We start from the raw sequence: 25,771 nt of genomic DNA on the forward strand, positions 1-25,771 counted from the left end.
AAAACTGGTACTGCGACTGAAACCTATTTTAAAAAAAAGCTGTTCTTGATTTAAGAACAGCTTTTTTTTTGCACAAATAAAAGTTAAATACTCAAAATTGAAAGTAATACTATTATATTTGCATTTAAAATAACTTTTATGGAGACTATACTATCAAATTTAAAAATCCAAGTCAATGAAAAGATCTATGTAAAGGATCCGGAAACATCTACCTTAGGAAAAAAAATTATTGAACAAAGTATTCTTCTCATCGATGCAATTGGGTTTGATAATTTTACATTTAAAAAATTAGGCGTAGAAATAGGATCTAACGAAAGTTCGATTTATCGTTATTTTGAAAACAAACACAAATTATTAGTCTACCTCTCCTCTTGGTACTGGAGCTGGATGGAGTACAAACTTGTTTTCTCTACTACTAACATTACAGATAAAAAAGAAAAGCTCAATAAAGCGATTACTATAGTAACCGAAAAAGTTACCGATGATGCCTCTACAGAACATATTAATGAAGCGATTTTAAACAAAATTATAATTGCCGAATTCACTAAAACATTCCATACTAAAGAGGTTGATCAGGAAAACAAAGAAGGCTTTTTTTTAATATATAAAAGAGTTATTAATCGGATTGTTTCTATTGTAAAGGAAGTAAATCCGGACTACCCTTTTGCAAAATCTCTAGTATCGACTATTGTAGAAGGAAGTTTACACCAACATTTCTTAACCGATCATTTAAAGACAATCACTGATTGCAATGAAACTGTAACAACTACTCAATTTTATTTAAATCTTGCAGAAAACGTTTTGCGCTAAAAACAACCAATTATGACTCCAATAAAACGATTTTACAATTTACTTGAGCTAGATAAAAAAGACATTTATCAAATCTTTTTCTATGCTATTTTTGCAGGATTAATAAGTTTGTCGCTTCCGTTAGGAATCCAAGCCATTATTACTTTTATACAATCTGGCAGGGTAAGTGCATCCTGGATTGTTCTTATCATCTTAGTTGTTGCCGGAGTTGCGCTTGTTGGTATTTTATCTTTTATGCAATTGCGAATTACAGAAAATTTGCAACAAAAAATATTTGTTCGCGCTTCATTTGAATTTGCAGCTCGTTTACCAAAAATAAAACAATCAGAATTGTATGGTACATATCCTCCAGAATTAACAAATCGTTTTTTTGATACCATGACCATCCAAAAAGGAACTTCAAAATTATTGACTGATTTTTCGGCAGCCTTACTCCAAATCACTTTTGGAATCATCCTGCTGTCCTTATACCATCCCTATTTTATAGTATTTGGACTCTTATTGTTTCTTCTTTTATACTTCATTTTTAAATTTTCGTACAAATCAGGTTTAGAAACTAGTTTAAAAGAATCGAAATTCAAGTATAAAGTTGCAAGCTGGTTACAAGAAATGGCGCGTAATAATTATAGTTTCAGGAACGAACTTAATTATGATTTTGCACTTCAGAAAAACAACTCAATAGTAAGTGGTTATCTTACGTATCGCGAAAAACATTTTAGCGTTATCAAAAGACAATTTACACAATTGATTCTTTTTAAAATCATTATAACTGCCAGTTTACTATCTATTGGAGGGTATTTAGTATTAAGTCAGGAAATGAATATTGGACAGTTTGTTGCTGCAGAAATTATCATCTTATTAGTTATTAACTCTGTTGAGAAAATCATTCTGGGACTCGAAAGTTTTTATGATGTTTTAACTTCTGTTGAAAAAATAGGACAAGTAACAGATTTAGAATTAGAAGAAAATTCAGATTCACAAAATGACCGTTGCTATAATAACATCACTTTAGAAACAGAAGGCTTAAGTGTAAAGTTTCCAGATTCTCAAAAGAACGCCTTAGATTCTATTACCCTTAAAATAAATCAGGGAGAAAAAATAGTAATTGATGGTCAAAATGGCTCTGGAAAAACTACTCTTATCAGGTTACTATCGGGCGTACTTAAACAAAGTTCTGGCGCTTTTTATATCAATGATGACACCTTTAAGAAAATAAACCTAAAACAATATCGCTCACAAATAGGCAGTATCATTCACAATGAAACACCATTTGAAGGAACCATTTTAGAAAACATTACTTTTAATGACCCATCGATAAGCTCTGAAGATTTAAAGTGGGCCGTAGATGGAGTTCAACTTAGCCCATTTATTAAATTATTACCAAAAGGTTTAGACACACATATTTACCCGGAAGGAAGACAATTATCTTCCTCTAATGCTCAAAAAATCTTATTAGCAAGAAGTATTATTCATAAACCAAAAATCCTTTTTTATGAGGATCCAACAGATACTATGGATGATGATGTTGCTAATGAAATTATTGATTTTATAACTTCCGACAAGAATAAATGGACCATTATTGTTTCCTCTAAAAATCCTTATTGGAAAACAAAATCGACTCGAAAAATAACCATGCAAAACGGCCTTATTATACTTGATCAAAAAAACAATACGCCATGCTAAACATTTCCGACAATAAAACAAAGTTACAGCCTCTTGACAAATATAAAACTATAAAAGACCTAAGCAATAGGCCTCATTATAAAATCCTGAATAAAATAATAATAGGCACCGCAATCTTCGTAATAATATCGCTTTTCTTGCCATGGACACAGAATATTTCTGGTTCAGGATCTGTAACGACCTTAAAGCCCAACCAAAGACCACAATCTATCCAGAGTATTATTTCGGGTCGAATTGAGAAATGGTATGTACAAGAAGGGGATTTTGTAAAAAAAGGAGATACAATCATGTTTATTTCTGAGATAAAAGAAGATTACATGGATCCAAATTTAGTAGAAAACACTAAAAACCAAGTTGATGCTAAAAAGCAATCTCTAGAATCCTATGGAGAAAAAGTAAACACACTTTCTAAGCAAATAGAATTTATAGAAAACGAGAAGAAATTAAAATTAGAGCAAGCAAGAAATAAAGTAAAACAATCGCTTTTAAAAATAAAAAGCGACAGCATAGATCTTGTTGCAGTTAAAACGCAGCTAAAAATTGCAAACACACAATATAATCGTGCCTTGCAACTAAACAAAGAAGGTTTAAAACCGATGACCGATGTTGAGGAAAAACGCTTAAAATTACAAGATGTTGATGCTAAAATTGTAACTCAGGAAAATAAATATTTAACCAGCAAAAATGAATACATAAATGCTAAAGTAGAGATTAACAGAATCACTGCCGAATATTCTGAAAAAGCAGCTAAAGCAAAAAGTGATCAATATACAACCTTGAGTAATAAATTTGATACTGAAGCACAAGTTAATAAACTAGAAAATCAATATGTAAATTATAGTGTGCGTAATGGTATGTATTACATCAAAGCAGCTCAAAATGGTTACATTAACAGAGCTTTACTAGCAGGTATTGGAGAAACTATAAAAGAGGGAACTCCGATAGTAACCATAATGCCATCTGAATATGATATTGCGGTCGAAACCTTTATAAATCCTATTGATTTGCCTTTGATAAAAAAGGGAGAAAAAGTACGTGTTTGGTTTGATGGTTGGCCTACGATAGTATTTTCGGGCTGGCCTGATATATCTTACGGAACATTTGGAGGGCAAGTTGTAGCTATAGAAAATTTTATTAGCGACAATGGTAAATACAGAATCCTGATTGCCCCAGACCCATCCGAAGCTAAATGGCCTAAACAACTTAGTGTTGGTTCTGGCGCACAAACAATTGCTTTGTTAGATACTGTACCAATTTGGTTTGAGATTTGGAGAACCCTTAACGGATTCCCTCCCAATTATTATAAGAGCGAAACAAAAACCACAAAAGAAAAAAAATAATGAAACCACTACTTTTTGCCTTTCTTTTTATTGGTTTTACCGTTTTTGGTCAAGAACCAATAGCTAAAGAATTCAGCTATAATGAATTTCTTGGATATGTAAAAAAATACCATCCTTTGGTTAAAAGTGCTAATTTGGAAGTCAGTGAAGCCCAAGCCAATTTAATGATGGCCCGAGGTGGTTTTGATCCAAAAATTGAAGTCGATTTTAGCCAAAAACAATTTAAAGACAAAGAATACTACTCCATTTTAAACAGCAGTTTTAAAATTCCGACTTGGTACGGAATTGAGTTAAAAGCAGGATTCGATAATAACGAAGGTGTTTATCTTAATCCCGAAAATACAACTCCTAATAAAGGATTAACTTCTTTTGGAATTAGTGTACCTATTGGACAAGGATTATTCATAAACCAAAGAATGGCGGATGTTCGAAAAGCAAAGATTCAGATAAAACTAAGCGAATCCGAAAGAAAACTTCAAGCCATTGCTGTATTGTACGATGCTTCGATTGCTTATTTTAACTGGAAGAAGAATTTTGACGAAATGAAGCTTTACGAAACGTACAATAATAATGCGCAAATACGCCTAACAGGAATCAAAGCATTAATAAGTCAAGGAGACAAACCTGCAATTGATAGTATTGAAGCTGGAATTAGTTTAAAAAATAGAGAATTAAGTCTTGAGGATTCTAAACTAAAACTTGCCAAATCAAAACTAGAACTATCTAATTTTCTTTGGTTAGAAAATAATATTCCTCTAGAGATGTCCGATAGTCTTATTCCTGAAACAGCGCTAGAAAACTCATTGCAAGAAACTTTAAAGACCAATGACTTATTACAAAATGATTTTAGCTTAGAAACTCACCCAAAAATAAATGCATTACAAAATAAAATAGAGATTTTGAATGTAGAAAAAAAGCTAAAAGAAAATATGCTGTTACCCAAAATAAATGTGGGTTACTCCTATTTATCAGAACCAGGTTACATTGATAATTATCGTTTTGAAGATTACAAAATAGGACTAGAATTTTATTTCCCTTTATTTTTAAGAAAGGAACGAGGGAGCTTAAAACTGGCGAAATATAAACTTCAGGAGAATGAATTTGCTTTGGCTTTAGAAAAAACACAATTAACCAATAAAATAAGCGCGCAAAAAACAGAAATCACCTCACTCTTAAAACAAAAGAAACTGGCGAAAGATTTGGTCGAAAACAATGTTACAATGCTCAACTCCGAAGAACGTTTATTTTCGTTTGGAGAAAGTTCGTTATTCTTAATTAATACTCGAGAGAATAATTTAGTAAGTGCTAAACTTGCTGCTATTGCTTTAGAAAACAGATTTTATATTTCTAATTCGGAACTCTTTAAAATTATGGCAAACCCTGATTAAAAACCTACCGTCTGGACATAAGTATAAAAAGTAAACACGAATTTCACAAATTGACACGAATTAGTTTGTGAAATTAATTTCACAAACTAATTTAGCCATTAAAATTTGTGCAAATTAGTGAAATTCGTGTTCGAAATTTATTTACCAAATTTGTATCTATACGATAGAATTAAAAAAGGAAGTTAAAAATATTTCAGACAAGAGATACGTTTTAGAATTTGTCTCTTTTTCGTTTCTTGAAAACAACCGTTTTTCTAGGTGATAATATGCTCAATAAAATAAATAAAAAGACCTACAAACCCTCCTACTACGGTTCCGTTAATTCGGATAAACTGGAGATCTTTCCCGATTTCTAATTCTAACTTATTAGAGATTTCTTCCTTATCCCAACTCTTTACCGATGAAGCAATTAAATCTCCAATCATCTGCTTATTCTTCAAAAGGATTCCTAGCAAATCTATTTTTATAAAATTATTGATTTTGCTCAACATAATTTCATCCCCTTTTATACTGACTCCAAAATTCTGAATCATGCTGATGATTTTATTTTTTATTTTAGAATCATCTTTCTTTTCTAAATCGGCAGAAATCGCAACTTTTATCTGACTCCAAATATCATTGATATACTCTTTCACTTCACTTTTATGAGCAAACTCTATCACTAAATCATTTACTTTTTGCTGAAGCTCTGGTGAACTATTTAGCTCTGTAATAAAATCAAGAACATAAGCATTTATTTTCCTCCTGATACTGCTGTTAGAATGTTTTGCTTCATCGATAAATTCATAAAGTCCATTAAAAATACCGTCTGCAATTTTTTTATCGGCCACACCAAGCGTGTACCAAGGCGTTGATTTATTTACTTTTTCGCGAATCACATCTCTGTTATTCTGCAATTCTTCCGTAAGTATCTTTAAAACATTAGTAATTAACTGCTCTTGTTTTTCGCTTTTAGTTAAAGACTCTAACCCTACCGCAATCCATTCTCCAAAATTTATTTCCCTTAATTTGGTTTCAAATTTGGCTTGAATAAACCTCTGAACATCTTCATCAACAATTGTTTTTAAAATCCCTGGTATAATATCTTCAATAATTAATGAAGCGATTGTATTTGCATTACTTTTTTCAGATAGCCAGTTTGCAGCCTTTTCAGCAAAATTAAATTGCTCGATTTTTACTTCTAATTTCTCTTTGATTAAAAACTCATCAGAAACAAAAGTGCCGAGATTTTGCCCAATAGCATCTTTATTATTAGGAATTAAAGCTGTATGCGGAATTGGTAATCCCAGAGGATGCCTGAATAAGGCTACTATAGCGAACCAATCTGCAATTCCCCCCACCATAGCCGCCTCGCTAAAAGCTTTTAGCCAACCTATTTTAAAATAAATTGCTATCAAAAAAAGAACTACAGCTACACCCAATACTCCCAAAGCAAATCTCTTCATCTTAATCAAACCAGCCGCTTTGCTTATGCCTTCTTGGTTATTACTACTTTTCATAATGTAACGAGTTAATTAATAAGCTAATTTATTCAATTGTTTCTACAACTGTTTCTACAACTGTTTTCATTTTAACAAGATAATTTTACAAACTTTCTATATATTTATCATAGCTATTTGACCTAATTATTATTGTTATAATTAAATACAAAAGCTATTTAAAAAAAATAATATTAAAATTGTACTTTTGCCAACTGAAAATCCGAAATTATGATTATTGTAAAATCACGTGAAGAAATAGAATTAATGCGCGAAAGTGCCTTAATCGTATCTAAAACATTAGGAATGATTGCTTCTGAAATAAAAGAAGGAGTCACCACATTATATCTTGACAAACTAGCCGAAGAATTTATTCGTGATCACGGTGCTGTACCAAGCTTCTTAGGTTTGTACGACTTCCCAAACTCACTTTGTATGAGTCCAAACTCGCAAGTTGTTCACGGTATCCCGAATAATACACCTCTAAAAAGTGGTGATGTTATCTCAGTAGATTGTGGTGCATACAAAAATGGGTATCACGGAGATCATGCTTATAGCTTTGAAATTGGAGAAGTTGCTCCAGAAGTTAAAAAACTATTACAAGTTACCAAAGAATCTTTATATGTTGGAATCCGCGAATTTAAAGCTGGAAACCGCGTAGAAGATGTTGGAAACGCAATACAAAAATATACCGAAGCACATGGATATGGTGTTGTTCGTGAACTAGTTGGTCATGGACTTGGACAAAAAATGCACGAAGATCCCGAAATGCCTAACTATGGTAAAAAAGGTAGAGGAAAACTTTTTATTGAAGGAATGGTTGTTGCCATTGAACCAATGATTAATCTTGGTACAAAAAACATAAAACAACATAAAGATGGCTGGACAATTACAACTGCCGATGGTAAAGCAAGTGCACACTTTGAACACGATGTAGCTTTAATCGATGGTAAACCAGAAATCTTATCAACTTTCCAATACATCTATAAAGCACTAGGAATCGAAAGTAATGAAGAGGATGAGTTTAGAAAAGTGCCATTAGTCCTGTAACACTAATTTCACTAATTTACACGAATTAATGGATTACTGAAAATTTCACTAATGAATGAGTTATATCTAAAAGACGAGTCTTACAAAATTATAGGAATCTGCATGGAAGTCCATAAAATTTTAGGCAAAGGACATAGTGAAAAAGTTTACGGTGATGCATTGGAATATGAGTTTCAAAAAAACGAAATACCATATAGTCGTGAATTAAAATATAATATAGCTTACAAAGACATTATTTTATCCAGTTACTATTTTGCAGATTTTGTAATTTTTGATAAAATCATTTTGGAACTGAAAGCTATTACAGCTCTTTCGAGTAGTGAAATTAAACAAACATTAAATTATCTGGCTGCCTCAAAAAACAAACTGGGTTTACTAGTTAATTTTGGAGAAGACAGCCTTAAATATAAAAGAATAATACTTTAACCCAAGCCTAAGATTCGTGAAATTTCACATTGCATTAATCCGTGTAAATTTGTGAAATTCGTGTTCAAATCTATAAAACCGTGAAGAAACTTTTCAAACTAGTACTTAATACTATTCCACGTCCATTATTAATTCGTTTGAGTTATGTGGCGCGTCCTATTTTAGCCTTTACATTAAAAGGAGATAAATTTACTGATCCTATCGATGGTAAAAGTTTCAAAATGTTTTTGCCTTATGGTTATGGAACTCAACGTAACAATGTATTATCACCAAGCACACTTTCTTTAGAAAGACACCGCTTGTTATGGTTATACCTTAATGATCAGACTGATTTTTTTACAGCACCAAAAAAAGTATTACATTTTGCTCCGGAACAAGCTTTTTACAAACTATTCCGCAAGCAAAAAAACCTTGACTATACAACAACTGATTTGTTCTCTCCTTTAGCAGATGTAAAAGCAGATATCTGTAATTTGCCTTTTAAGGATAATGAATATGATGTTATTTTATGCAATCACGTTTTAGAACATATTCCTGATGACACAAAAGCTATGCAGGAATTATTTCGCGTTTTAAAACCAGGCGGAATGGCTATTTTGCAAATCCCACAAGATTTATCAAGAGAAGTTACTTTTGCCGATGATACTATTACCGACCAAAAAGAACGTGCTAAAATATTCGGACAATATGACCACGTACGTATTTACGGTCGCGATTATTTTGATAAATTAAGAAGCATTGGCTTTATAGTAATCGAAGAAGATTACACCAACAAAATAGCTCCAGAACTGGTAGAAAAATATTGTTTGGCCAAAGGAGAAATTATCCCACTTTGTTTTAAACAGGAAAACTAAACGCTTTTTCGAACCATATAAGTGATATGAGTTCATTTAAAAAGCTATTGAGCAATAATACAATCAGACTGAATTATAAAATATGATAATCATTCGAAACCTAACAGGTTTTAAAAACCTGTTAGGTTCATCATTGGAATAATATTTTTTTGATTTAAATTAATAACTAAAACAAAAAATCCGTTTTTATCAGCGTTTTGCTTTAGCAATCCGTTTTATCAGCGTTACTTTTTAGTTTTTTTTGAATTAGACAACTCCCCAAATTACAACCAAACCAAACCCTTAATCTTGGAACCTTCGAAATCATTTCAATTTTGTTTTGACATCAGTTTTGAAAAAAATCTGAATGTTTATATCCCAACAGCTTATATCGTTGAAGACGCTAATGATAATGACATTAAATATTTAAACAAAAAAGCAAGTGCAGACGTTCTTGAGAGTTTTGGAATTATATTTGAACATTTAGATACTAATGCAAAAAAAATACTGACGGCTTGTGAATTTTTAAAGCCTGAATTTATTTTCAAGAAATTTAGCGCAAAAATCAAATCGGCAAAAACAATTACTGATCTGCAAAAAGATTCCAAAATTGATTTTGCAATTCGCCAGCATCTACAACTACATTTAAGTTCCTTTTACACACTAATTGTAAAAGAACAATTTCCGTTATCTATTAACATGGGAATTGAAAAAGATTTTTATCGTACACGAGTTAGTACTAATCCCCTAGATTTTGAGCCTCAAATTCAATTTGACAAACACGCAGAAGGAATTACATATACACTATCGTTAAAAGAAAACGAAACTACATTTCTACCCATGAATAGTAGTATCGATATACTACTGGATGCTCCAGGCTGGTTAATTATCAATAAAAAACTAGGACAGTTAAAAGAGTTGAATTCTAAAAAACTTACGCCTTTTTTAAAGAAAAAATCAATCGAAATACCTTCAAGATTAGTTGACGATTATTTTAAAAATTTCATTCCCGAAATAGCTAAAAAAACCGACATTGAAGCAACTGGTTTTGAAATTGAACTTCGTGATAAAATTATCTCCTGCACGATTCAACCTGTTCATGATTTCTTTAAAAACTGTTATTATCTCAACCTTCACTTCGATTATAACGGATATTCATTTGACGCTAGTAAAACTAAAAAAACACATACGTTTGTAGATTTTAGTGTTGCCAATGAACCAAAAATAATTCAGTTTAAACGAAGTCGTGATGAAGATTTATATACAAACAAATTGCTGGAAATTGGTTTTATAAAAATCAAAAATGAATTGTTTGGATGGAATTCAGATACAGAAACTCCAGATCCTTATACCAATATTCAATTGGTTATTAATCGTAAAGAAGAGTTAGAAAATCTAGGTTTTACAATCCAAAATTTGCAACTGGAAAGCAAAGCAATCATTACAGAAAACCATACCGTTTTATTTTCAAAAGGAGAAACTAAAGAAGATTGGTTTGACATTAAAATAATCATTTCGATTGGAGCATATACAATCAATTTCAGCGAAATTATTCCGAATATAAAAAGCAAAGAAAGACTGTTTTTATTGCCCGACGGAAACTATTTTTTAATTCCTTTAGAATGGCTCAGTAAATATAGTTCGCTGGCAAAACTGGCAAAAACAGAGAATGGGAATCTGCTTTTGCGCAAAAGTAATTTTGCCGCATTAGATGCAATTCCAGAAATCAAAAATGACGTAAATCCAATTCGCGAAGCTGAATACACCTCTTCTGATTTACTAAAAGCAACTTTGAGACCTTATCAAATTGATGGTGTAAAATGGCTTTTGGGACATTTTAATTCCAACTTGGGTGCTTGTCTGGCTGATGATATGGGTCTTGGTAAGACTTTACAAACCTTAGCCGTATTGGTTGCCGTACAGGAACAGTTAGGCTTTACAACCAAAACCACAAATTTTGATTTATTTCAAAATGAAACCATTATTGAAAGGGAACCTTTAAAAACATTGATTGTTTTACCTTCTTCATTGGTTTTTAACTGGTACAACGAAGCAGGAAAATTTACACCACATTTTTCGAAAATGCAGTATGTTGGTAACGACAGAAAATTATTAGCGAGTAGATTAGAATCATCAGATTTAATTTTTACCAGTTACAGCATCATTCATCGCGATATTTCAATTTTAGAAAAATACAATTTCCGCTATTTAATTTTAGACGAAAGTCAATACATTAAAAATAAAAATTCTAAAATTTTCAAAGCTATTACTAAAATAAACACGGAACATAAAATAGCTTTAAGTGGTACGCCTATCGAAAACTCTTTGGACGATTTATGGTCGCAAATGCAATTTATAAATCCAGATATTTTGGGCAGTTATAATTTCTTTGCCGAAAATTTTAAAATTCCAATTGAGAAAAAGCAAGATGAAGATAGTTTAGCAGAACTAAAAAATCTTATTCAGCCTTATATATTAAGAAGAACCAAAGAGCAGGTTTTAAAGGATTTACCAGAATTGACAGAGCAGATTTATTATTGCGATATGGATCCTGAACAGGAAAAATTATATGAAAAAGAGAAATCAAAAGCTCGTAATTTTTTACTAAAAACTGATGGATCCGGCCCAGACAAAATTAGCATTATCAATACATTGATGAAGTTAAGACAACTGAGTAATCACCCAAAAATGGTAGATCAGGAATCAGAGATTGATTCCGGAAAATATATTGCGGTCACTAATTACCTGGAAACTTTAGTAAAAGAGAAACAAAAAACTATCATTTTTAGTTCATTTGTTACTAATTTGAGTTTCTACACGACTTGGTGTAAAGAAAACAAAATAGCTTTTTGTGAGATTACAGGTGACACTCCTGCCAAGAAAAGAGAGCAACAAGTAAATTTATTTCAGGAAAACGAAAATCCATTGTTATTTTTTATTTCGCTTAAAGCAGGTGGCGTTGGTTTAAATATCACCAAAGCATCTTATGTTCTATTTTTAGATCCATGGTGGAATCCTTTTGCAGAAAAACAAGGAGTTGGGCGAGCGCACCGAATTGGACAATTAAACAAAGTAAACGTTGTAAGGTTTATTTCGAAAAATACGGTTGAAGAAAAAATAATCAAACTGCAAGAAAACAAAAAACTATTATCTGATTCGCTTTTAGAAGAAAGCTTTGTTAACGATGAAATCGAAGTTAATTTGGAGTATATATTAGGTTCCTAATAAATTGGTACATTTTTCGTTATATAAAATTGTTATATTTACAATCTTGCAACATAATATATTATGCCAAATTCATTCTTCCGAAAATTAATTTTTATTCTTGTTTTTACTTCAGCTACAGCCCAAGTACAATCAGAAATCACTCCACCATATAATATCAAAACAGTTTCGTTTGAACAAGGAGGACAAAATGTTGTTCCGATATTTGAATTAGGAAATAGTTTTCAACTCCAGTTTGATGATTTATTTGGTAATGAAGCTGATTATTATTACGAAATTACACATTGCGATTATAATTGGATTCCGTCCGATATTCCAAAAACTGATTATTTACAAGGATTTGACGGTCAGAGAATCACCAATTATACCAATTCATTTAACACCTTACAGATATATTCACACTATAAAGTATCTTTCCCAAATCAATATACCCAATTGTTGATTACAGGTAATTATATTATTAAGATTCTAAATGAAGATAAAGAAGTTATCTTTTCCAGAAAGTTCATTGTATATGAAAACTTAGTTACTGTTCCTGCTCAGGTAAGAAGAAGCCGAACAGTAAGCGATATCGAATACAAGCATAATTTGGATTTTGCTATAAAATCTAACTCTTTTCTTTTTCAGACTCCATTACAAAGTGTAAAAGTGTTTTTAATACAAAATGGGAACTTTAATACTGGAATTAAAAACGTTCCACCACAATACACAATTGGAAATGATTTAATATATAAATACAATAATGAAACCCAATTCTGGGCTGGAAATGAATTTTTATATTTTGAAAATAAAGATATTCGTAACGCTGGTAACAATGTAGGAAGAGTCGATTCTAGCAAAGACATTTATAATTCTTATTTATACACCAATAGCGCCAGAGGAAACTTTCCTTACACAAACTATCAGGATATAAATGGAAACTTTGTTGTAAAAAACATGAATGCAACAAATAATGAAGTCGAAGCTGACTATGCTTGGGTTTATTTCTCGCTTTCGGCACCAGCCTTCCGTCTCAACAAAGACATTTACATTAACGGAATGTTCAACAATTACGGTTTAACTCCCGAGAATAAAATGGATTATAATACTGAGAAAGGCGTATACGAAAAAGCCATAATGATAAAACAAGGATTTACTAATTACCAATATCAGATAGCCGATAAAAAAGGAGCAATTGATTATGAAAATTCAATCGATGGTAATTTTTTCCAAACCGAAAATGAATACACTATATTGGTTTATTATCGAGAGAATAGAGACCGTTATGATCGTGTAATTGGTAAAGGATATGCAAACTCCCTGAACATCATCAATTAAAAACATTTTAGAAATGGTTTTTTTGAATCATTTTTTTTTGTAAATTTGCTTCTATTACGCACATATATACCACTTTAGTATGGTTTCTCAAATAACAAGAGGCATAAAAATATCCGTTTTAACTAGTTTTGAAGGTACCTACTTCAAGAACTACAAGATTCACTTTGCCTTTAGCTATGTGGTTACTATAGAGAACCATAGCAAGGATTCTGTACAACTTACTTCTCGTCATTGGGAAATTTTTGATTCATTAAACGATATCGAAATAGTAGATGGCGAAGGCGTAATTGGAAAAAAACCAGTTTTAAAACCAGGCGAATTTCATACCTATAGTTCAGGCTGTTTATTGTCATCTCCTTATGGTGCAATGAAAGGATATTTTAACATGGTTAATTTTACTACTACAAAAATTTTCAAAGTTATTGTTCCTACATTTAGAATGTGCGCCCCATTTGCATTAAACTAATCTCTTTTCTATAGAAATTTTTTATAGTTATCTTATACTAAAATTATCAAATTATTAGTTTAACCTTCGTACTTTTGTACAGCGTTAGATAATTCGTATAAAATGAATTATCCAACTGTTAATTTGTCTAATTATCTAATTCTAAACAATATGCTAAAAGGATTTTTTCATGTACCTAAAGCGGTAAACGAACCCGTAAAAGGATATGCGCCAAACTCACCAGAAAAAGCAGCAGTACAAGCAGCTTATACTACAATGTGGAACTCTAAAATTGATGTTCCGTTATACATTGGAAGTGAAGAAATTAAAACTGGGAACACAAGAAACATCACGGCTCCTCATGACCACAAACATGTAGTAGGAACTTACCACCTAGCCGAAAAAAAACATATAGAAAAAGCGATTGCTAATGCGCTTGAAGCAAAAGATGCATGGGCAAATATGGCATGGGAACAACGTGCTGCTATTTTCTTAAAAGCTGCCGAACTTATTGCTGGTCCTTACAGAGCCAGAATAAACGCAGCTACAATGATTGGACAATCAAAAAACATTCACCAAGCTGAGATTGATGCTTCTTGTGAATTGATTGACTTCTTACGTTACAATGTTGAGTTCATGACTCAAATTTACGCAGACCAACCAAAATCTGATTCCACAACATGGAACCGTCTTGAGTACAGACCTTTAGAAGGTTTTGTATACGCAATTACTCCTTTTAACTTTACTGCTATTGCTGCAAATCTTCCTGCAAGTGCTGCAATGATGGGGAATGTTGTTATTTGGAAACCAAGTGATAGCCAAGTATTCTCTACTCAAATTATCATCGAAGTTTTTAAAGAAGCTGGAGTTCCAGACGGTGTTATCAACGTAGTTTTTGGTGATGCTTTAATGATTACCGATACTGTATTGGCAAGTCGTGATTTTGCTGGAGTACACTTTACAGGTTCAACTCATGTATTTAAAGATATTTGGGCTAAAATTGGTGCAAACATTCACAACTACAGAACTTACCCAAGAATCGTAGGAGAAACTGGTGGTAAAGATTTCATCATTGCACATCCAAGTGCTAATGCTAAGCAAGTATCTACAGGAATTGTACGTGGTGCATTTGAATTTCAAGGTCAAAAATGTTCGGCAGCTTCAAGAGCATATATTCCACAAAGTTTATGGCCAGCTGTAAAAGAGCAAATAATCACTGATGTGAAATCTATGAAAATGGGTTCACCAGAAGATTTTGGTAACTTTATTACTGCAGTTATTCACGAAGGATCTTTTGATAAATTAGCTAGTTTTATTGATCAAGCTAAAAAAGATGCTGATGCTGAAATAATCGTTGGTGGAAACTACGATAAATCTGTTGGGTACTTTATTGAGCCTACAGTTATTGTAACTACAAATCCAAAATATACTACAATGGAAACCGAATTATTCGGACCAGTTATTACTATATATGTATATGAAGATGCAAAATGGGAAGAGACTTTAGAATTAGTTGATACTACTTCTGAATATGCTCTTACTGGTGCTGTATTTAGTCAAGATCGTTATGCTATCGAAGTAGCTACAACAAAATTACAAAATGCTGCAGGTAACTTCTATATTAATGACAAACCAACAGGAGCTGTTGTAGGAATGCAACCATTTGGTGGTGCAAGAGCATCTGGAACAAATGATAAAGCAGGTTCTGCATTAAACTTATTGCGTTGGGCATCTCCAAGAACAATAAAAGAAACATTTGTAACTCCAGAAGATTACAGATATCCGTTTTTAGGAGAATAATCTCTAAAGTTTAAAAACAATTAAAACCCACAGGTTTCAAAACTATTTGAATCTTGTGGGTTTTTACTTTTATAAAAGATAAAAACATCTTGCCTGATGATTATTTGTAATCGTTTTCGTACGTAGTTGGTTATCAAAAACATACCTTTTCCAAAAACCTTATAATGTTACTTTTAAAACCTTTCCTGACATAAAAAAAATAAGCGCACCCGTAAATTTGAACTTTCTTAACCTAGTAAATAAACTCAAAGGAAAAGAATAGGATGTTCGCACATAAATATGGAATTAAATTAAAATGACTTATGAAAAGTTTAGAGAAAGTACCTGAAATAATCCGTGAAGCAAAAAGTGTTGGTCACGTAATTGATTTTAAGTGGAATGAAAAAATCATGGAGAAACTTATTGATCCGGCAGAGAATCATAATAAACTAGAAAATGCTTTAGAAAGTATTAGTTACAAGGCTTCTTTAGGATTAACGGCTGCATTACTTGAATGGATATACTGGCGTTATAAAAGCCATACCGAATCATCTCAAGAAATGAAGCTTCGCATTGAAGCTCTTTGGTGTTCTATATCAAATCCTGAGTATACCAAACCTTTAGTTTTTGACCTTAACATGGATGCTCCTGCAACTGGCCCTATAGATGGTCCTTTATGGGTTGCTCTTATGAATGTAAGAATGGTAGATGTACTACGCAGAAAAGGATCTTATTATCTACAAAGTGAAATCGTAGGTTTAGCATTACTTGCACGCCACATTTCTCCGAAGAAAAAAATATTTAATAAATGGCTTAAAAATACTTTAAAAGAACTTAAACATATCTTTCCTTGTCAATATACGTATGACAATATAAAAGCTACAGATGAAGAAGTTTATAATCCATCGGCAGAACCACTAATCAGCCGTGATTTTTTCTTTGATCCTTTTTATATATACAGTGAAAAATCTTCGGAAACTTCCATAAAAGATTTTGTTGCGAGTTTAAACTACGAAACAAATCCTTTTTTATGTTTCCCAAAAGAGGCTAGTTAATTCAATATATTTTTAGAGAAATCCCCACAAGTTTAAAATGTTTTTAAAACTCGTGGGGATTCTTTTTTGTTATGAATTAAGTCTATTTAGCTAATTCAAAACTAGAAATAGTATGAAAAGAATCTATCTCAGTATTCTTCTCCCCTTTAAAAGTATCGTAGTTTACAACCAATAATTTTCCTTTATAAATTATCGTTTCACAAGGATTATCTAATTGTCCGTCAGAACCATCAGCATTACCATTTTCCCAAATTAAATGAATTGTATTCGTATTTAAATCCAATTGATGAACGCTATTATAGTCATAACTGGCAATAAAAATAGAATTCCTTTTCTCATCGTAAAAAAAGCCATCACAACATTTTAATTTATCCGAGTCAAAAACTACTTTCTTAGATTTTAGCTTACCATCTTTTGCTAATTCCAGTTTTGTAATCACTCCATCTCCAAAATTTCCTGCATATAGATTTCCTTTTTTATCAAAAGCAATACCGTCAATTCCAATAGTTCTTTTTGTTACTTCAGGCTTAAGAGTAAATGTTGTTACTAAATGATTCGGTTTCGTATTCTTATCCAAAATTATTTTGCCTTTATTTAATTCCTCCAATGAAAAAGTATAAATCCCACTTTCTCGTCTATTCTCAAAAAGAGCATCAGTTATATAAACTCGATTTTTATACCACCTTACAGCTTCGCCAAAGTTGAAACCTTCTGCCAAAACCTCAGCATATTTAGGTTTACCATTCTCGACTACAACTCTTATCAATCTGGAAAAATTTTCGTTATCCGTAAAAAACTGATTATCCATTAAATACAGATTTCCGTCAGGGCCAAATTCCATTCCCATAGGATGTACTTTCTTCGTTATGGGATGTACAGGTAATTTATCAAACCAAGTTACGGGTTTATCATTTTTATCAAATGTTAGAATCTTACTTCCGTGCTTTTCAAACGTAACTGGATTAGTGATTGACAAATAAAGATTCCCTTTTTTATCCAAAGCCATTCCGTCGGGAGTTTGGCAAGTTTCGCCTAAATCGGCAAACAAAGTTGGTTTAATTGTTTTTGAAACTTCACTATAAGTAATTTCTTGTTTGCTCTCTTGCGAAAATAAATTTACAGTATTCATGAAAATCAGAATACCAATTACGCTTTTAATCGTTGTCTTCATTTTGTTTAGGTTTAATTATTTTTTGATCGTTTAATAGAGAATACTTTTTAGTTCATTTACTAAAAATAATGCGAATAGAAGAATCAATTTTATCATGATTTATATATTTAAAGCGAATATAGCTTTAGAGTCAATTCCCTATTTTATGCGCAATCAAAAACACAACTTTAGCATTCAAATAATCTATTTAAAAAGAATAATGCATTCGTATGCCCAAATACTATTTTTAGGAGCAAAAAGCCTTTATTTAACCCTACGAACAAAGCATACTTCGATATTTTATTATCTTGTCCCTCTTAAACCGTTATAATGAGTTTTTTAAAAAACATCGACCTAAAAAGAATTCTATTTCATTGTATCTATTGGATTTCCTTTTTGTTATTATACATCTCTGGCAAGTCTAATGATACTAGCTCTTATGACTTTACTTTTGTTTATACCTGGAAAGTTATTGCTCAGGCAATCGCCGCTTACGGATTAATTTATTGGATAATTCCTCAAACTCTGAACAAAAAAAAATACTTGCTTTTTATATTTTCAGCTTTAAGCTGGCTTTATCTTGTTTTTGCTTTTCTAATGATTTTTAAATACTATTATCTAGAACCTAAATTTCCTGGTTTCTTTGATGATTGGCTTGGACATAAAATGTCTGTTCCCGAAAGATTAACTTCTTTTAAATTAATATTCAGAGAGTTTTCTTTTATCACTTATCCAATTATCATATTGGGTTTTATCAGCTTTAATCGCAAGCAGCAACGTCTTTTAAAACTGGAAGAAGAGAAAAAATCGATGGAATTAAAAGTATTGAAGAATCAATTAAATCCTCATTTTCTCTTTAATACGCTGAATAATTTATACACATTAACTCTTAAAAAAGACGACAAAGCACCCGAAGTAATTGCGAAACTATCCGAAATTCTGGACTTTGTATTATACCGCTGTAATGAAGATTATGTTTCTATCGAAAAAGAAATTGCCTTAATTGAGAATTACATTGCTTTAGAAAAACTTCGCTATAGCGAAAACAGATTGGATATTTCGTTTACCAAAGACATTCAGGAAAGCAATAAAATTTCACCTCTAATCATATTGACTTTTATAGAAAATGCTTTTAAACACGGAGTAATTAACGAAACAGAAAAAGCCACTATCAAACTAAATTTAGAGAGTAAAAAAGGACAAATCATTTTTGGTATTGAGAATACAAAACCTCAAAATGGCATTTTAACAATTTCGGATAAATCAAAAATTGGATTAGAAAATGTCCGAAAACAATTAGATTTATTATATCCAAAAAAACATCAATTAGAAATGGAAGAAACACAAACCCTTTATAAGGTTCAACTTTCTCTTTATCTATAAATTTCAAAAAATCAATTTTGATTATACTAAAACTGCACAAATAATATTGTTTACCTTCATTTTAGCTAAAAAATTAAAATTCAAAAAACCTTTATGAAAAAAAAATCAACTCATTCTTTATTAAAAGGAATCGTTTTAAGCATTATCATTCAAATGATTGCTTTGTGTAATATTGGAGCACAAAATAAATCAGCAGAACTAGACAAGTTAATGAAACATTATCATACAAATGGTATTTTTAACGGAACTATTCTAGTTTCTGAAAATGGAAAAGTGATTTATCGTAATGCTTTTGGTTATGCAAATAATGAAACCAAACAACAATTAACACCCGAATCATGTTTTAATCTTGCTTCTGTTTCTAAGCAATTTACCGCAATGGGAATTATGATTTTAAAAGAGAAGAATAAACTTTCTTATGATGATAAACTCATAAAGTATTTTCCAGAATTTCCTGCTTATGCAAATGATATTACTATACGAAATTTAATGAATCATACATCGGGCTTACCACATTATGACGATTTTTCAGATAAAGATAATTTGACAAATTCTGAGGTATTTAAAATACTAATAGAGAGAAACCAATTAAGTTTTAAGCCAGGCGAAAAATATGCTTATAATAATGGTGGTTATGTAATGTTGGCTTTAATCATAGAAAAAGTTTCTGGTGTATCCTTTGCAACATTTACAAAAGAAAACATATTTAATCCGTTGAAGATGAAAAATACATCTGTGTGTAATGATCCTGGATTTAAAATAAAAAATAGAGCCATTGGTTATAACAGGATTGGTGAAATAGATGATTTTAAAATTTCGCACATAGGTTCCACTGGTATATTTTCAAATGTAGATGATTTATTTTTATGGGAACAATCATTGTATACTCAAAAGCTAGTATCTAAGAAAACAATAGATGAAGCATTTACCGCAACAACTTTAAAAAATGGTTCTGTATCAAATTATGGATTTGGATGGAGAATAAGCAAAGATAAACAACAAAAATCAGTAGAACATTCAGGAAGGCAGTTTGGATACCGTACTTTTATAAAGAGAGATTTGACTAAAAACAATTCTTATATTTTACTTACTAATTATGGCGATGCGATTGCATTGAATGAAATAAATCTTGCCATCGATAATATTTTATCGTCAAATCCTTATGTACTTCCCAAAATTCCTGTTTTTTCTAAGCTTAAAGAAACCATAGATAATAATTCTGTGGAAACAGCTATAGAAATCACAAAAAAAGCAATAAAAGAAAATGCTAATGAATTTGCTTTTAACGGTGATGGTATTAATGAATTAGGATATAAATATTTAAGAGAAAAGAAAATAAACGATGCATTATCCCTATTTAAATTCAATCTTGAATTAAATCCAAAATCTTCAAATGCATACGATAGCTTAGGAGAAATTTATTTGGTTTTAAACGATACCATAAATGCAGTAGAAAATTATAAGAAATCCGTTGAACTGGATCCGAATAATTCTAATGCAATAAAAGTTCTAACTAAATTAGGAATTGCTTCTGATGAACTGACTCGAGAAATCATAGTTCCGTCAGAAATTCTTAAAACTTATGAAGGCAAATATCAGTTGAATAAAAATTATTTTTTCACTGTTACTTCAAAAGATGAACAATTATTTATTCAAGGGTCTGGGGAAGCTATAACAACAGTGTTTCCGATATCTCAAAATAGGTTTTATAGTAAAATAATAACCGCACAATTTACATTTAATAAAGGCGAAAACGGAAAAATTGATAGTCTTACATTAAATATGGGAAGTGATGTAATTGCCAAAAAAGTGAACTAAAATTAAACGCAAAACTGTGGTTTTGACATATCGGAAAAAACAACAAAAAATATTTTTTTCAAATGAAATATAAATGCATTATCGTCGACGACGAACCATTGGCTAGAGAGTTAATTGCATCTCATCTAGGTAATTTTGACAATTTTGAACTAGTTGATTCATTTGAAAATGCATTAAAAGCATATACTTTTTTAGAAACAAATACAGTCGATTTACTATTTCTGGATATCGAAATGCCTTTATTAAAAGGAAATGATTTTTTAAAAAAATTAAAGAATCCACCTAAGGTAATTTTCACAACCGCTTATCGCGAATATGCTATCGAAGGATATGAACTCAATGTTATAGATTACCTTTTAAAACCAATTACGTTTGATCGTTTTTTTGTTTCGATCGAAAAATTCAAACAATTACAAACACCCAAAAAAGAAGAAAAAGCAGTTGCCGAAAATCATATTTTTGTATCAAGCGGGAATAGAAATATCAAAATAATTTTTGAAGAAATCTTATACATCGAAAGTCTAAAAGATTATATCACTATACATTTAGAAAACGGAAAATCACATCATCTTAAACAGAACATTTCAGCTTTCGAAAAGTTATTAGATTCAAATTTTGTTCGCGTTCATCGTTCTTTTATCATTCAGACAAAAAAACTAACAGCTTATTCTAAAAACGAAGTCGAAATAAACGCAATAGAAATCCCAATAGGTAGTAGTTATAAAGAAAACTGGCTAACGTATTTAAAAACTATCAAATAGTAAAACCCAATAAACCAGAATTCGATTTCATTTAACACATAGTGACATAGATTTAATCTCTAAACAAAGAACACAAAAAGAAATACATTTCTTTCGCATAGCAAACTATGTGTATTCAAAATAAGTGAAACGCCTTTTTAAAGCATACAAAACCTATGTCACTATGTATTAAAATTAATTCAAACTAACGAGTGAAGTAAACTAAAATTTATTTTCTACTTCTGCAGCTTGCAACATCAAATAATGTAAATCGGTATTTTTTACAAAAGGCTTTAAAAGTTCACTTCCAGGACCGAACATTGCCAGCTCTACATAATCGGCAGAGTGATCCATACTAATCCAACCTACAGAATTTATTTTTCCTTGCATTTCGGCAAAAGCTTTATAAGGCAATTTCTTGTAGTTGTACAATCCGTCTTCCTTATGCAAACCATCATAATAACTCAAAACCGTTTTGGCATCTTCATCCGAAACCGAATGTCCATTAGCCTTTTCGATAATTTCCTTTACTTGAGCAACCGAAGAATCTGGTTTTATCTGATTTAAAACCCACTCGTTAGTCTGTGTATATTTCTGGATGCTATCAAAATTCTCATTAGCGTATTTACCATAAATAATCCCAGGATTTGCATTTCCGTGGTCAGTTGTAATTATCACTAAAGTTTCTTTGTCTTTCTCGGCAAAATCTATGGCAATTTTTACTGCTTCGTCAAACTCAATTTGGTCATTAATTAAACCCGCAATATCATTTCCGTGTGCAGCCCAATCCACTTTTCCGCTTTCTATTTGTAAAACAAAACCGTTTTTATGACCTTTCATTCTATCAATAGCTTTCTGAGCCATCTCTCCAAGGCTTGGAACTGTTTGTTTTAAATTATCGTCGCTATTTCTATCTACATAATAAGGAAGGCCATCTTCTGCAAACACACCTAAAATAGGCTGAGAATTAGAAGCTGCATCCATCTCAGAACGCGTTTTTACCACCTGATATCCTTTTGCTTTAAAAGCAGCATACATATCCTTTTTATCTTTTCTTACCCCCGAGTTAAAATAGTTTGAACCTCCACCCATCATAACATCAAAACCAAGATCTAGATATTGTTCGGCAATATCATCCTGAGCATTTCGGCTTTTACTATTTACACAAAACCCAGCAGGAGTTGCATGAGTAATAGGAACAGTAGTTACACAACCAGCCATCTTACCCGATTTCTTGAACTTTTGCCAAATAGGTAAATGTGGCTCACCTTGAGGACTTACATTAAGCACTCCATTATTTACTCTGAAACCACCACCCCAAGAAGAACTCGCAGCCGACGAATCGGTTACTATAGAACTAGCCGAAGCCGTATCCATCAAGGCTCTCGAAACACGATTGTCTTTATATAACTGAATCCAATTAGAACCTTTTCCTGTTTTTCTGTTCAGGAACAAATCTGTCATATTTAGAGTTCCTGTGCTCATTCCGTCGCTAACTAAAAGAATAATATTTTTAGCTTTCTTATTTTTATTAACCGATTCTAGATCTAAAATATTTGCAGAACCCTGAAAAGGATTCATTACAGCAGCTCCAATTGTAAATAAAGAGCCATTTCTAAAAAACTTCCTTCTATCCATCATTACTTTGTTTTTGTAAGTATTTCAAAGATAAAAAAATACACTTAGTAACAAAATTATCTTTCTGTTATGATACTATCGATTTAAACAATTTTGAACACTAATTTCACTAATTGTCACTAATTTGTTTGTGAAATTAATTCCACAAACAACGTTAATCTCATTAAAATTTGAGCAAATTCGTGACTCGAGACTGAAAGTCGAACAGACGAAGTAAATTCTTATTTCTTTCTTGTATTCACATCCAGCCAATAGAGCAACAAACCATACCAATCTAAAAAGCAAAAACCCCATCTAATCCAGACAGGGTTTTATAAATTGTATTCGATATGTTTTAAACTGTAAACTTCAAAGGAAGATGAACCACTTTTTTAGTTTCAAAAAATTCATCATCAAATATTTCTGCTAAATCATACAACGTAGCTTTAGGGAAATCTTTTAGTTCCTCTGCTAAATCTCCTCCTTTAAGATATAGGATTCCGTTTTTTAGAGTATGCTTGTGTTGTTTCTTAATTTTTTCTTTCACCCACGAAACAAAATCCGGCATATTGGTTACGGCACGACTTACAATAAAATCAAAATCTCCTTTAACCAATTCAGCACGCTTTTGTTCAGCCTTCACATTCTTTAATTCTAATGCATCAACAACACCTTGAACCACTTTTATTTTTTTGGCAATTACATCAATTAAATAAAATCGTGTTTCAGGAAAAAGAATCGCTAGAGGAATTCCAGGAAAACCACCTCCAGTTCCAACATCTAAAACTGTTGCTCCAGGTTCAAATTTCATGATTTTTGCAATCCCTAACGAATGTAAAATATGTTTTGTATATAAGGAATCAATGTCTTTTCTAGAAATTACATTGATTTTTTCATTCCAATCGTGGTATAAAAAGTCTAATTTTTGAAATTGTTCGATTTGAAGATCGGTCAAATCAGGAAAATATTTCAATATCTCGTCCATTGCTTTAAATTTTTAACAAAAGTACTACTTTACGATTGAAATATTTAACTCAATTTTGCAAATTGAAAATTTATAATAATTACCTTTGAAAACTATTTAAATTAATTATGAATAAGACTGCTCCTATATTTGCAAAGCAAGACAATCTGAAGTTTTTCAGAACACTTAACTCTCGAGTAAACAATTACTTCAAAGAGAATAATATTCAGAAAACCGGAAACTGGAAGTTACACTTAAAAGCCGTTATTCTTTTTGCTGTTTTTTTAACACCATATTTTTTAATCCTTACACTTAATATGCCTTTTTGGGTAATGTTACTTTTATCAATCGTAATTGGTATCGGGATGGCAGGTGTTGGAATGAACGTAATGCACGATGGAAACCATGGTTCTTATTCGACTAAAAACTGGATTAACAAATTCATGGGAGGAACTATTTATGTTCTTGCAGGAAACGTTTACAACTGGCAAGTACAACATAATGTTTTACACCATACTTATACTAATATCCCTGGACATGATGAAGATCTGGATGCAGGAAGAATTATTCGTTTTACAAAACATGCAGAATGGCATAGTTTTCACCGTTTTCAGCATTATTATTCTGTATTCTTATATGGTTTATTGACATTTAATTGGGCAATTACAACCGATTTTAAGCAAATGCGAAACTACCTAAAAAGAAAATTATCTTATGGTGAGCCAAAAAGCCCAAAGATTCTTTGGACAACACTTATTATAACAAAAGTTATTTATGTTTCAATCTGGATTGTTTTACCAATCGTAATTGGGATTACATGGTGGAAAGTACTAATCGGATTCTTCGTAATGCACTATACAGCCGGATTAATCCTAAGTGTTGTATTTCAGTTGGCACACGTTGTTGAAGAAACTACAAACCCTTCTCCAAACGAATTAGGTGAAATGGACAATACGTGGGCTATTCACCAATTATTTACTACAACCAATTTTGCTCCAAAAAGCGCAATTGTAAACTGGTACACTGGAGGATTAAATCACCAAATCGAACACCATATTTTCCCAAATATAAGTCACATTCATTATGGTAAAATTGCAAAAATCGTGAAAGAAACTGCAAAAGAATGCGATTTACCATATTACGAATACAAAACAATGGGAAGTGCTATTATTGCTCACTTCAAACATTTACGTGAATTAGGGATGAAACCTGGATTATCCGTTTAAACTAAAAAAAATCTATTAATAATTAACCATCCTTAATTAAAGTT

General features: G+C 31.5%; 20 protein-coding genes. 16 read left to right on the top strand and 4 right to left on the bottom strand.

Translation table 11 applies throughout. From position 1 onward, the window contains the following. Window positions 1-138 precede the first annotated feature (138 nt). The 4 genes from AC3IPI_RS01555 to AC3IPI_RS01570 are packed head-to-tail and all read left to right on the top strand — an operon-like array spanning window position 139 to window position 5,221. On the top strand, window positions 139-810 hold the full coding sequence (locus tag AC3IPI_RS01555; RefSeq protein ID WP_489156696.1) for a TetR/AcrR family transcriptional regulator: 672 nt from the start codon (window positions 139-141) through the stop codon (window positions 808-810). Between the two features lie 12 nt (window positions 811-822). Further along, window positions 823-2,493: a peptidase domain-containing ABC transporter gene (locus AC3IPI_RS01560; protein WP_323488724.1), complete on the top strand. Its 1,671-nt coding sequence runs from the start codon at window positions 823-825 to the stop codon at window positions 2,491-2,493. Then, window positions 2,487-3,833: an HlyD family secretion protein gene (locus AC3IPI_RS01565; RefSeq protein WP_489156699.1), complete on the top strand. Its 1,347-nt coding sequence runs from the start codon at window positions 2,487-2,489 to the stop codon at window positions 3,831-3,833. Before AC3IPI_RS01560 ends, AC3IPI_RS01565 begins: the two co-directional genes overlap by 7 nt. After that, window positions 3,833-5,221 (top strand): TolC family protein, encoded by a 1,389-nt coding sequence (locus AC3IPI_RS01570; protein ID WP_489156701.1) that lies wholly within the window; start codon window positions 3,833-3,835, stop codon window positions 5,219-5,221. Before AC3IPI_RS01565 ends, AC3IPI_RS01570 begins: the two co-directional genes overlap by 1 nt. Before the next feature lie 254 nt (window positions 5,222-5,475). On the opposite strand, the gene AC3IPI_RS01575 is transcribed toward AC3IPI_RS01570, so the two are convergent. Then, a complete protein-coding gene (locus tag AC3IPI_RS01575; RefSeq protein WP_489156703.1) occupies window positions 5,476-6,720 on the bottom strand; it encodes a DUF445 domain-containing protein in 1,245 nt (414 codons plus the stop codon). 210 nt (window positions 6,721-6,930) lie between these two features. Here AC3IPI_RS01575 and map point away from each other — a divergent pair, with 210 nt between their 5' ends. The 8 genes from map (at window position 6,931) to AC3IPI_RS01615 (ending at window position 16,829) form a co-directional block, all read left to right on the top strand. Beyond that, on the top strand, window positions 6,931-7,749 hold the full coding sequence (map, locus tag AC3IPI_RS01580; protein ID WP_489156704.1) for a type I methionyl aminopeptidase: 819 nt from the start codon (window positions 6,931-6,933) through the stop codon (window positions 7,747-7,749). A gap of 51 nt (window positions 7,750-7,800) precedes the next feature. Further along, the gene (locus AC3IPI_RS01585) at window positions 7,801-8,175 is read left to right on the top strand and encodes a GxxExxY protein (RefSeq protein WP_489156706.1); all 375 of its coding nucleotides are present in this window, start codon (window positions 7,801-7,803) and stop codon (window positions 8,173-8,175) included. Between the two features lie 80 nt (window positions 8,176-8,255). Further along, window positions 8,256-9,029, top strand: coding sequence for a class I SAM-dependent methyltransferase (locus AC3IPI_RS01590; protein WP_035618021.1), 774 nt, complete (start codon window positions 8,256-8,258; stop codon window positions 9,027-9,029). A 288-nt stretch (window positions 9,030-9,317) separates the two neighbouring features. Continuing rightward, window positions 9,318-12,233, top strand: coding sequence for a DEAD/DEAH box helicase (locus AC3IPI_RS01595; RefSeq protein ID WP_489156708.1), 2,916 nt, complete (start codon window positions 9,318-9,320; stop codon window positions 12,231-12,233). Window positions 12,234-12,296: 63 nt separating this feature from the next. Continuing rightward, window positions 12,297-13,550 (top strand): type IX secretion system plug protein, encoded by a 1,254-nt coding sequence (locus AC3IPI_RS01600; protein ID WP_039116419.1) that lies wholly within the window; start codon window positions 12,297-12,299, stop codon window positions 13,548-13,550. Between the two features lie 79 nt (window positions 13,551-13,629). Beyond that, window positions 13,630-14,016: a Co2+/Mg2+ efflux protein ApaG gene (gene apaG, locus AC3IPI_RS01605; RefSeq protein ID WP_035618015.1), complete on the top strand. Its 387-nt coding sequence runs from the start codon at window positions 13,630-13,632 to the stop codon at window positions 14,014-14,016. A gap of 150 nt (window positions 14,017-14,166) precedes the next feature. Next, a complete protein-coding gene (pruA, locus tag AC3IPI_RS01610; RefSeq protein ID WP_489159256.1) occupies window positions 14,167-15,795 on the top strand; it encodes an L-glutamate gamma-semialdehyde dehydrogenase in 1,629 nt (542 codons plus the stop codon). A gap of 302 nt (window positions 15,796-16,097) precedes the next feature. Continuing rightward, entirely contained in the window at window positions 16,098-16,829 is a 732-nt protein-coding gene (locus AC3IPI_RS01615) for a hypothetical protein (RefSeq protein ID WP_489156711.1), read from the top strand. An 82-nt stretch (window positions 16,830-16,911) separates the two neighbouring features. Here AC3IPI_RS01615 and AC3IPI_RS01620 read toward each other — a convergent pair whose 3' ends face one another. Beyond that, window positions 16,912-18,000 carry an NHL repeat-containing protein gene (locus AC3IPI_RS01620; protein WP_489156713.1) on the bottom strand — a complete coding sequence of 363 codons (1,089 nt, stop codon included), beginning with the start codon at window positions 17,998-18,000 and terminating at the stop codon, window positions 16,912-16,914. Between the two features lie 309 nt (window positions 18,001-18,309). Between AC3IPI_RS01620 and AC3IPI_RS01625 the strand changes: the two genes are divergently transcribed. From AC3IPI_RS01625 to AC3IPI_RS01635, 3 genes are all read left to right on the top strand, one after another. Then, the gene (locus tag AC3IPI_RS01625) at window positions 18,310-19,362 is read left to right on the top strand and encodes a sensor histidine kinase (RefSeq protein WP_489156715.1); all 1,053 of its coding nucleotides are present in this window, start codon (window positions 18,310-18,312) and stop codon (window positions 19,360-19,362) included. Between the two features lie 93 nt (window positions 19,363-19,455). Continuing rightward, window positions 19,456-21,180 carry a serine hydrolase gene (locus AC3IPI_RS01630; RefSeq protein ID WP_489156717.1) on the top strand — a complete coding sequence of 575 codons (1,725 nt, stop codon included), beginning with the start codon at window positions 19,456-19,458 and terminating at the stop codon, window positions 21,178-21,180. Between the two features lie 62 nt (window positions 21,181-21,242). After that, window positions 21,243-21,941, top strand: coding sequence for a LytR/AlgR family response regulator transcription factor (locus AC3IPI_RS01635; RefSeq protein WP_489156719.1), 699 nt, complete (start codon window positions 21,243-21,245; stop codon window positions 21,939-21,941). Between the two features lie 201 nt (window positions 21,942-22,142). Here the strand turns inward: AC3IPI_RS01635 and AC3IPI_RS01640 are convergent, their stop codons facing one another. Together AC3IPI_RS01640 and rsmG are read right to left on the bottom strand one after the other, a co-directional pair. Beyond that, entirely contained in the window at window positions 22,143-23,558 is a 1,416-nt protein-coding gene (locus AC3IPI_RS01640; protein WP_039118489.1) for an alkaline phosphatase, read from the bottom strand. A gap of 334 nt (window positions 23,559-23,892) precedes the next feature. Continuing rightward, a complete protein-coding gene (rsmG, locus tag AC3IPI_RS01645; protein ID WP_035618001.1) occupies window positions 23,893-24,522 on the bottom strand; it encodes a 16S rRNA (guanine(527)-N(7))-methyltransferase RsmG in 630 nt (209 codons plus the stop codon). A 107-nt stretch (window positions 24,523-24,629) separates the two neighbouring features. Between rsmG and AC3IPI_RS01650 the strand changes: the two genes are divergently transcribed. Then, a complete protein-coding gene (locus AC3IPI_RS01650) occupies window positions 24,630-25,727 on the top strand; it encodes a fatty acid desaturase family protein (protein ID WP_086893505.1) in 1,098 nt (365 codons plus the stop codon). Window positions 25,728-25,771: the final 44 nt, after the last annotated feature.

It is taken from the genome of Flavobacterium sp. GL_143 (assembly GCF_057834355.1).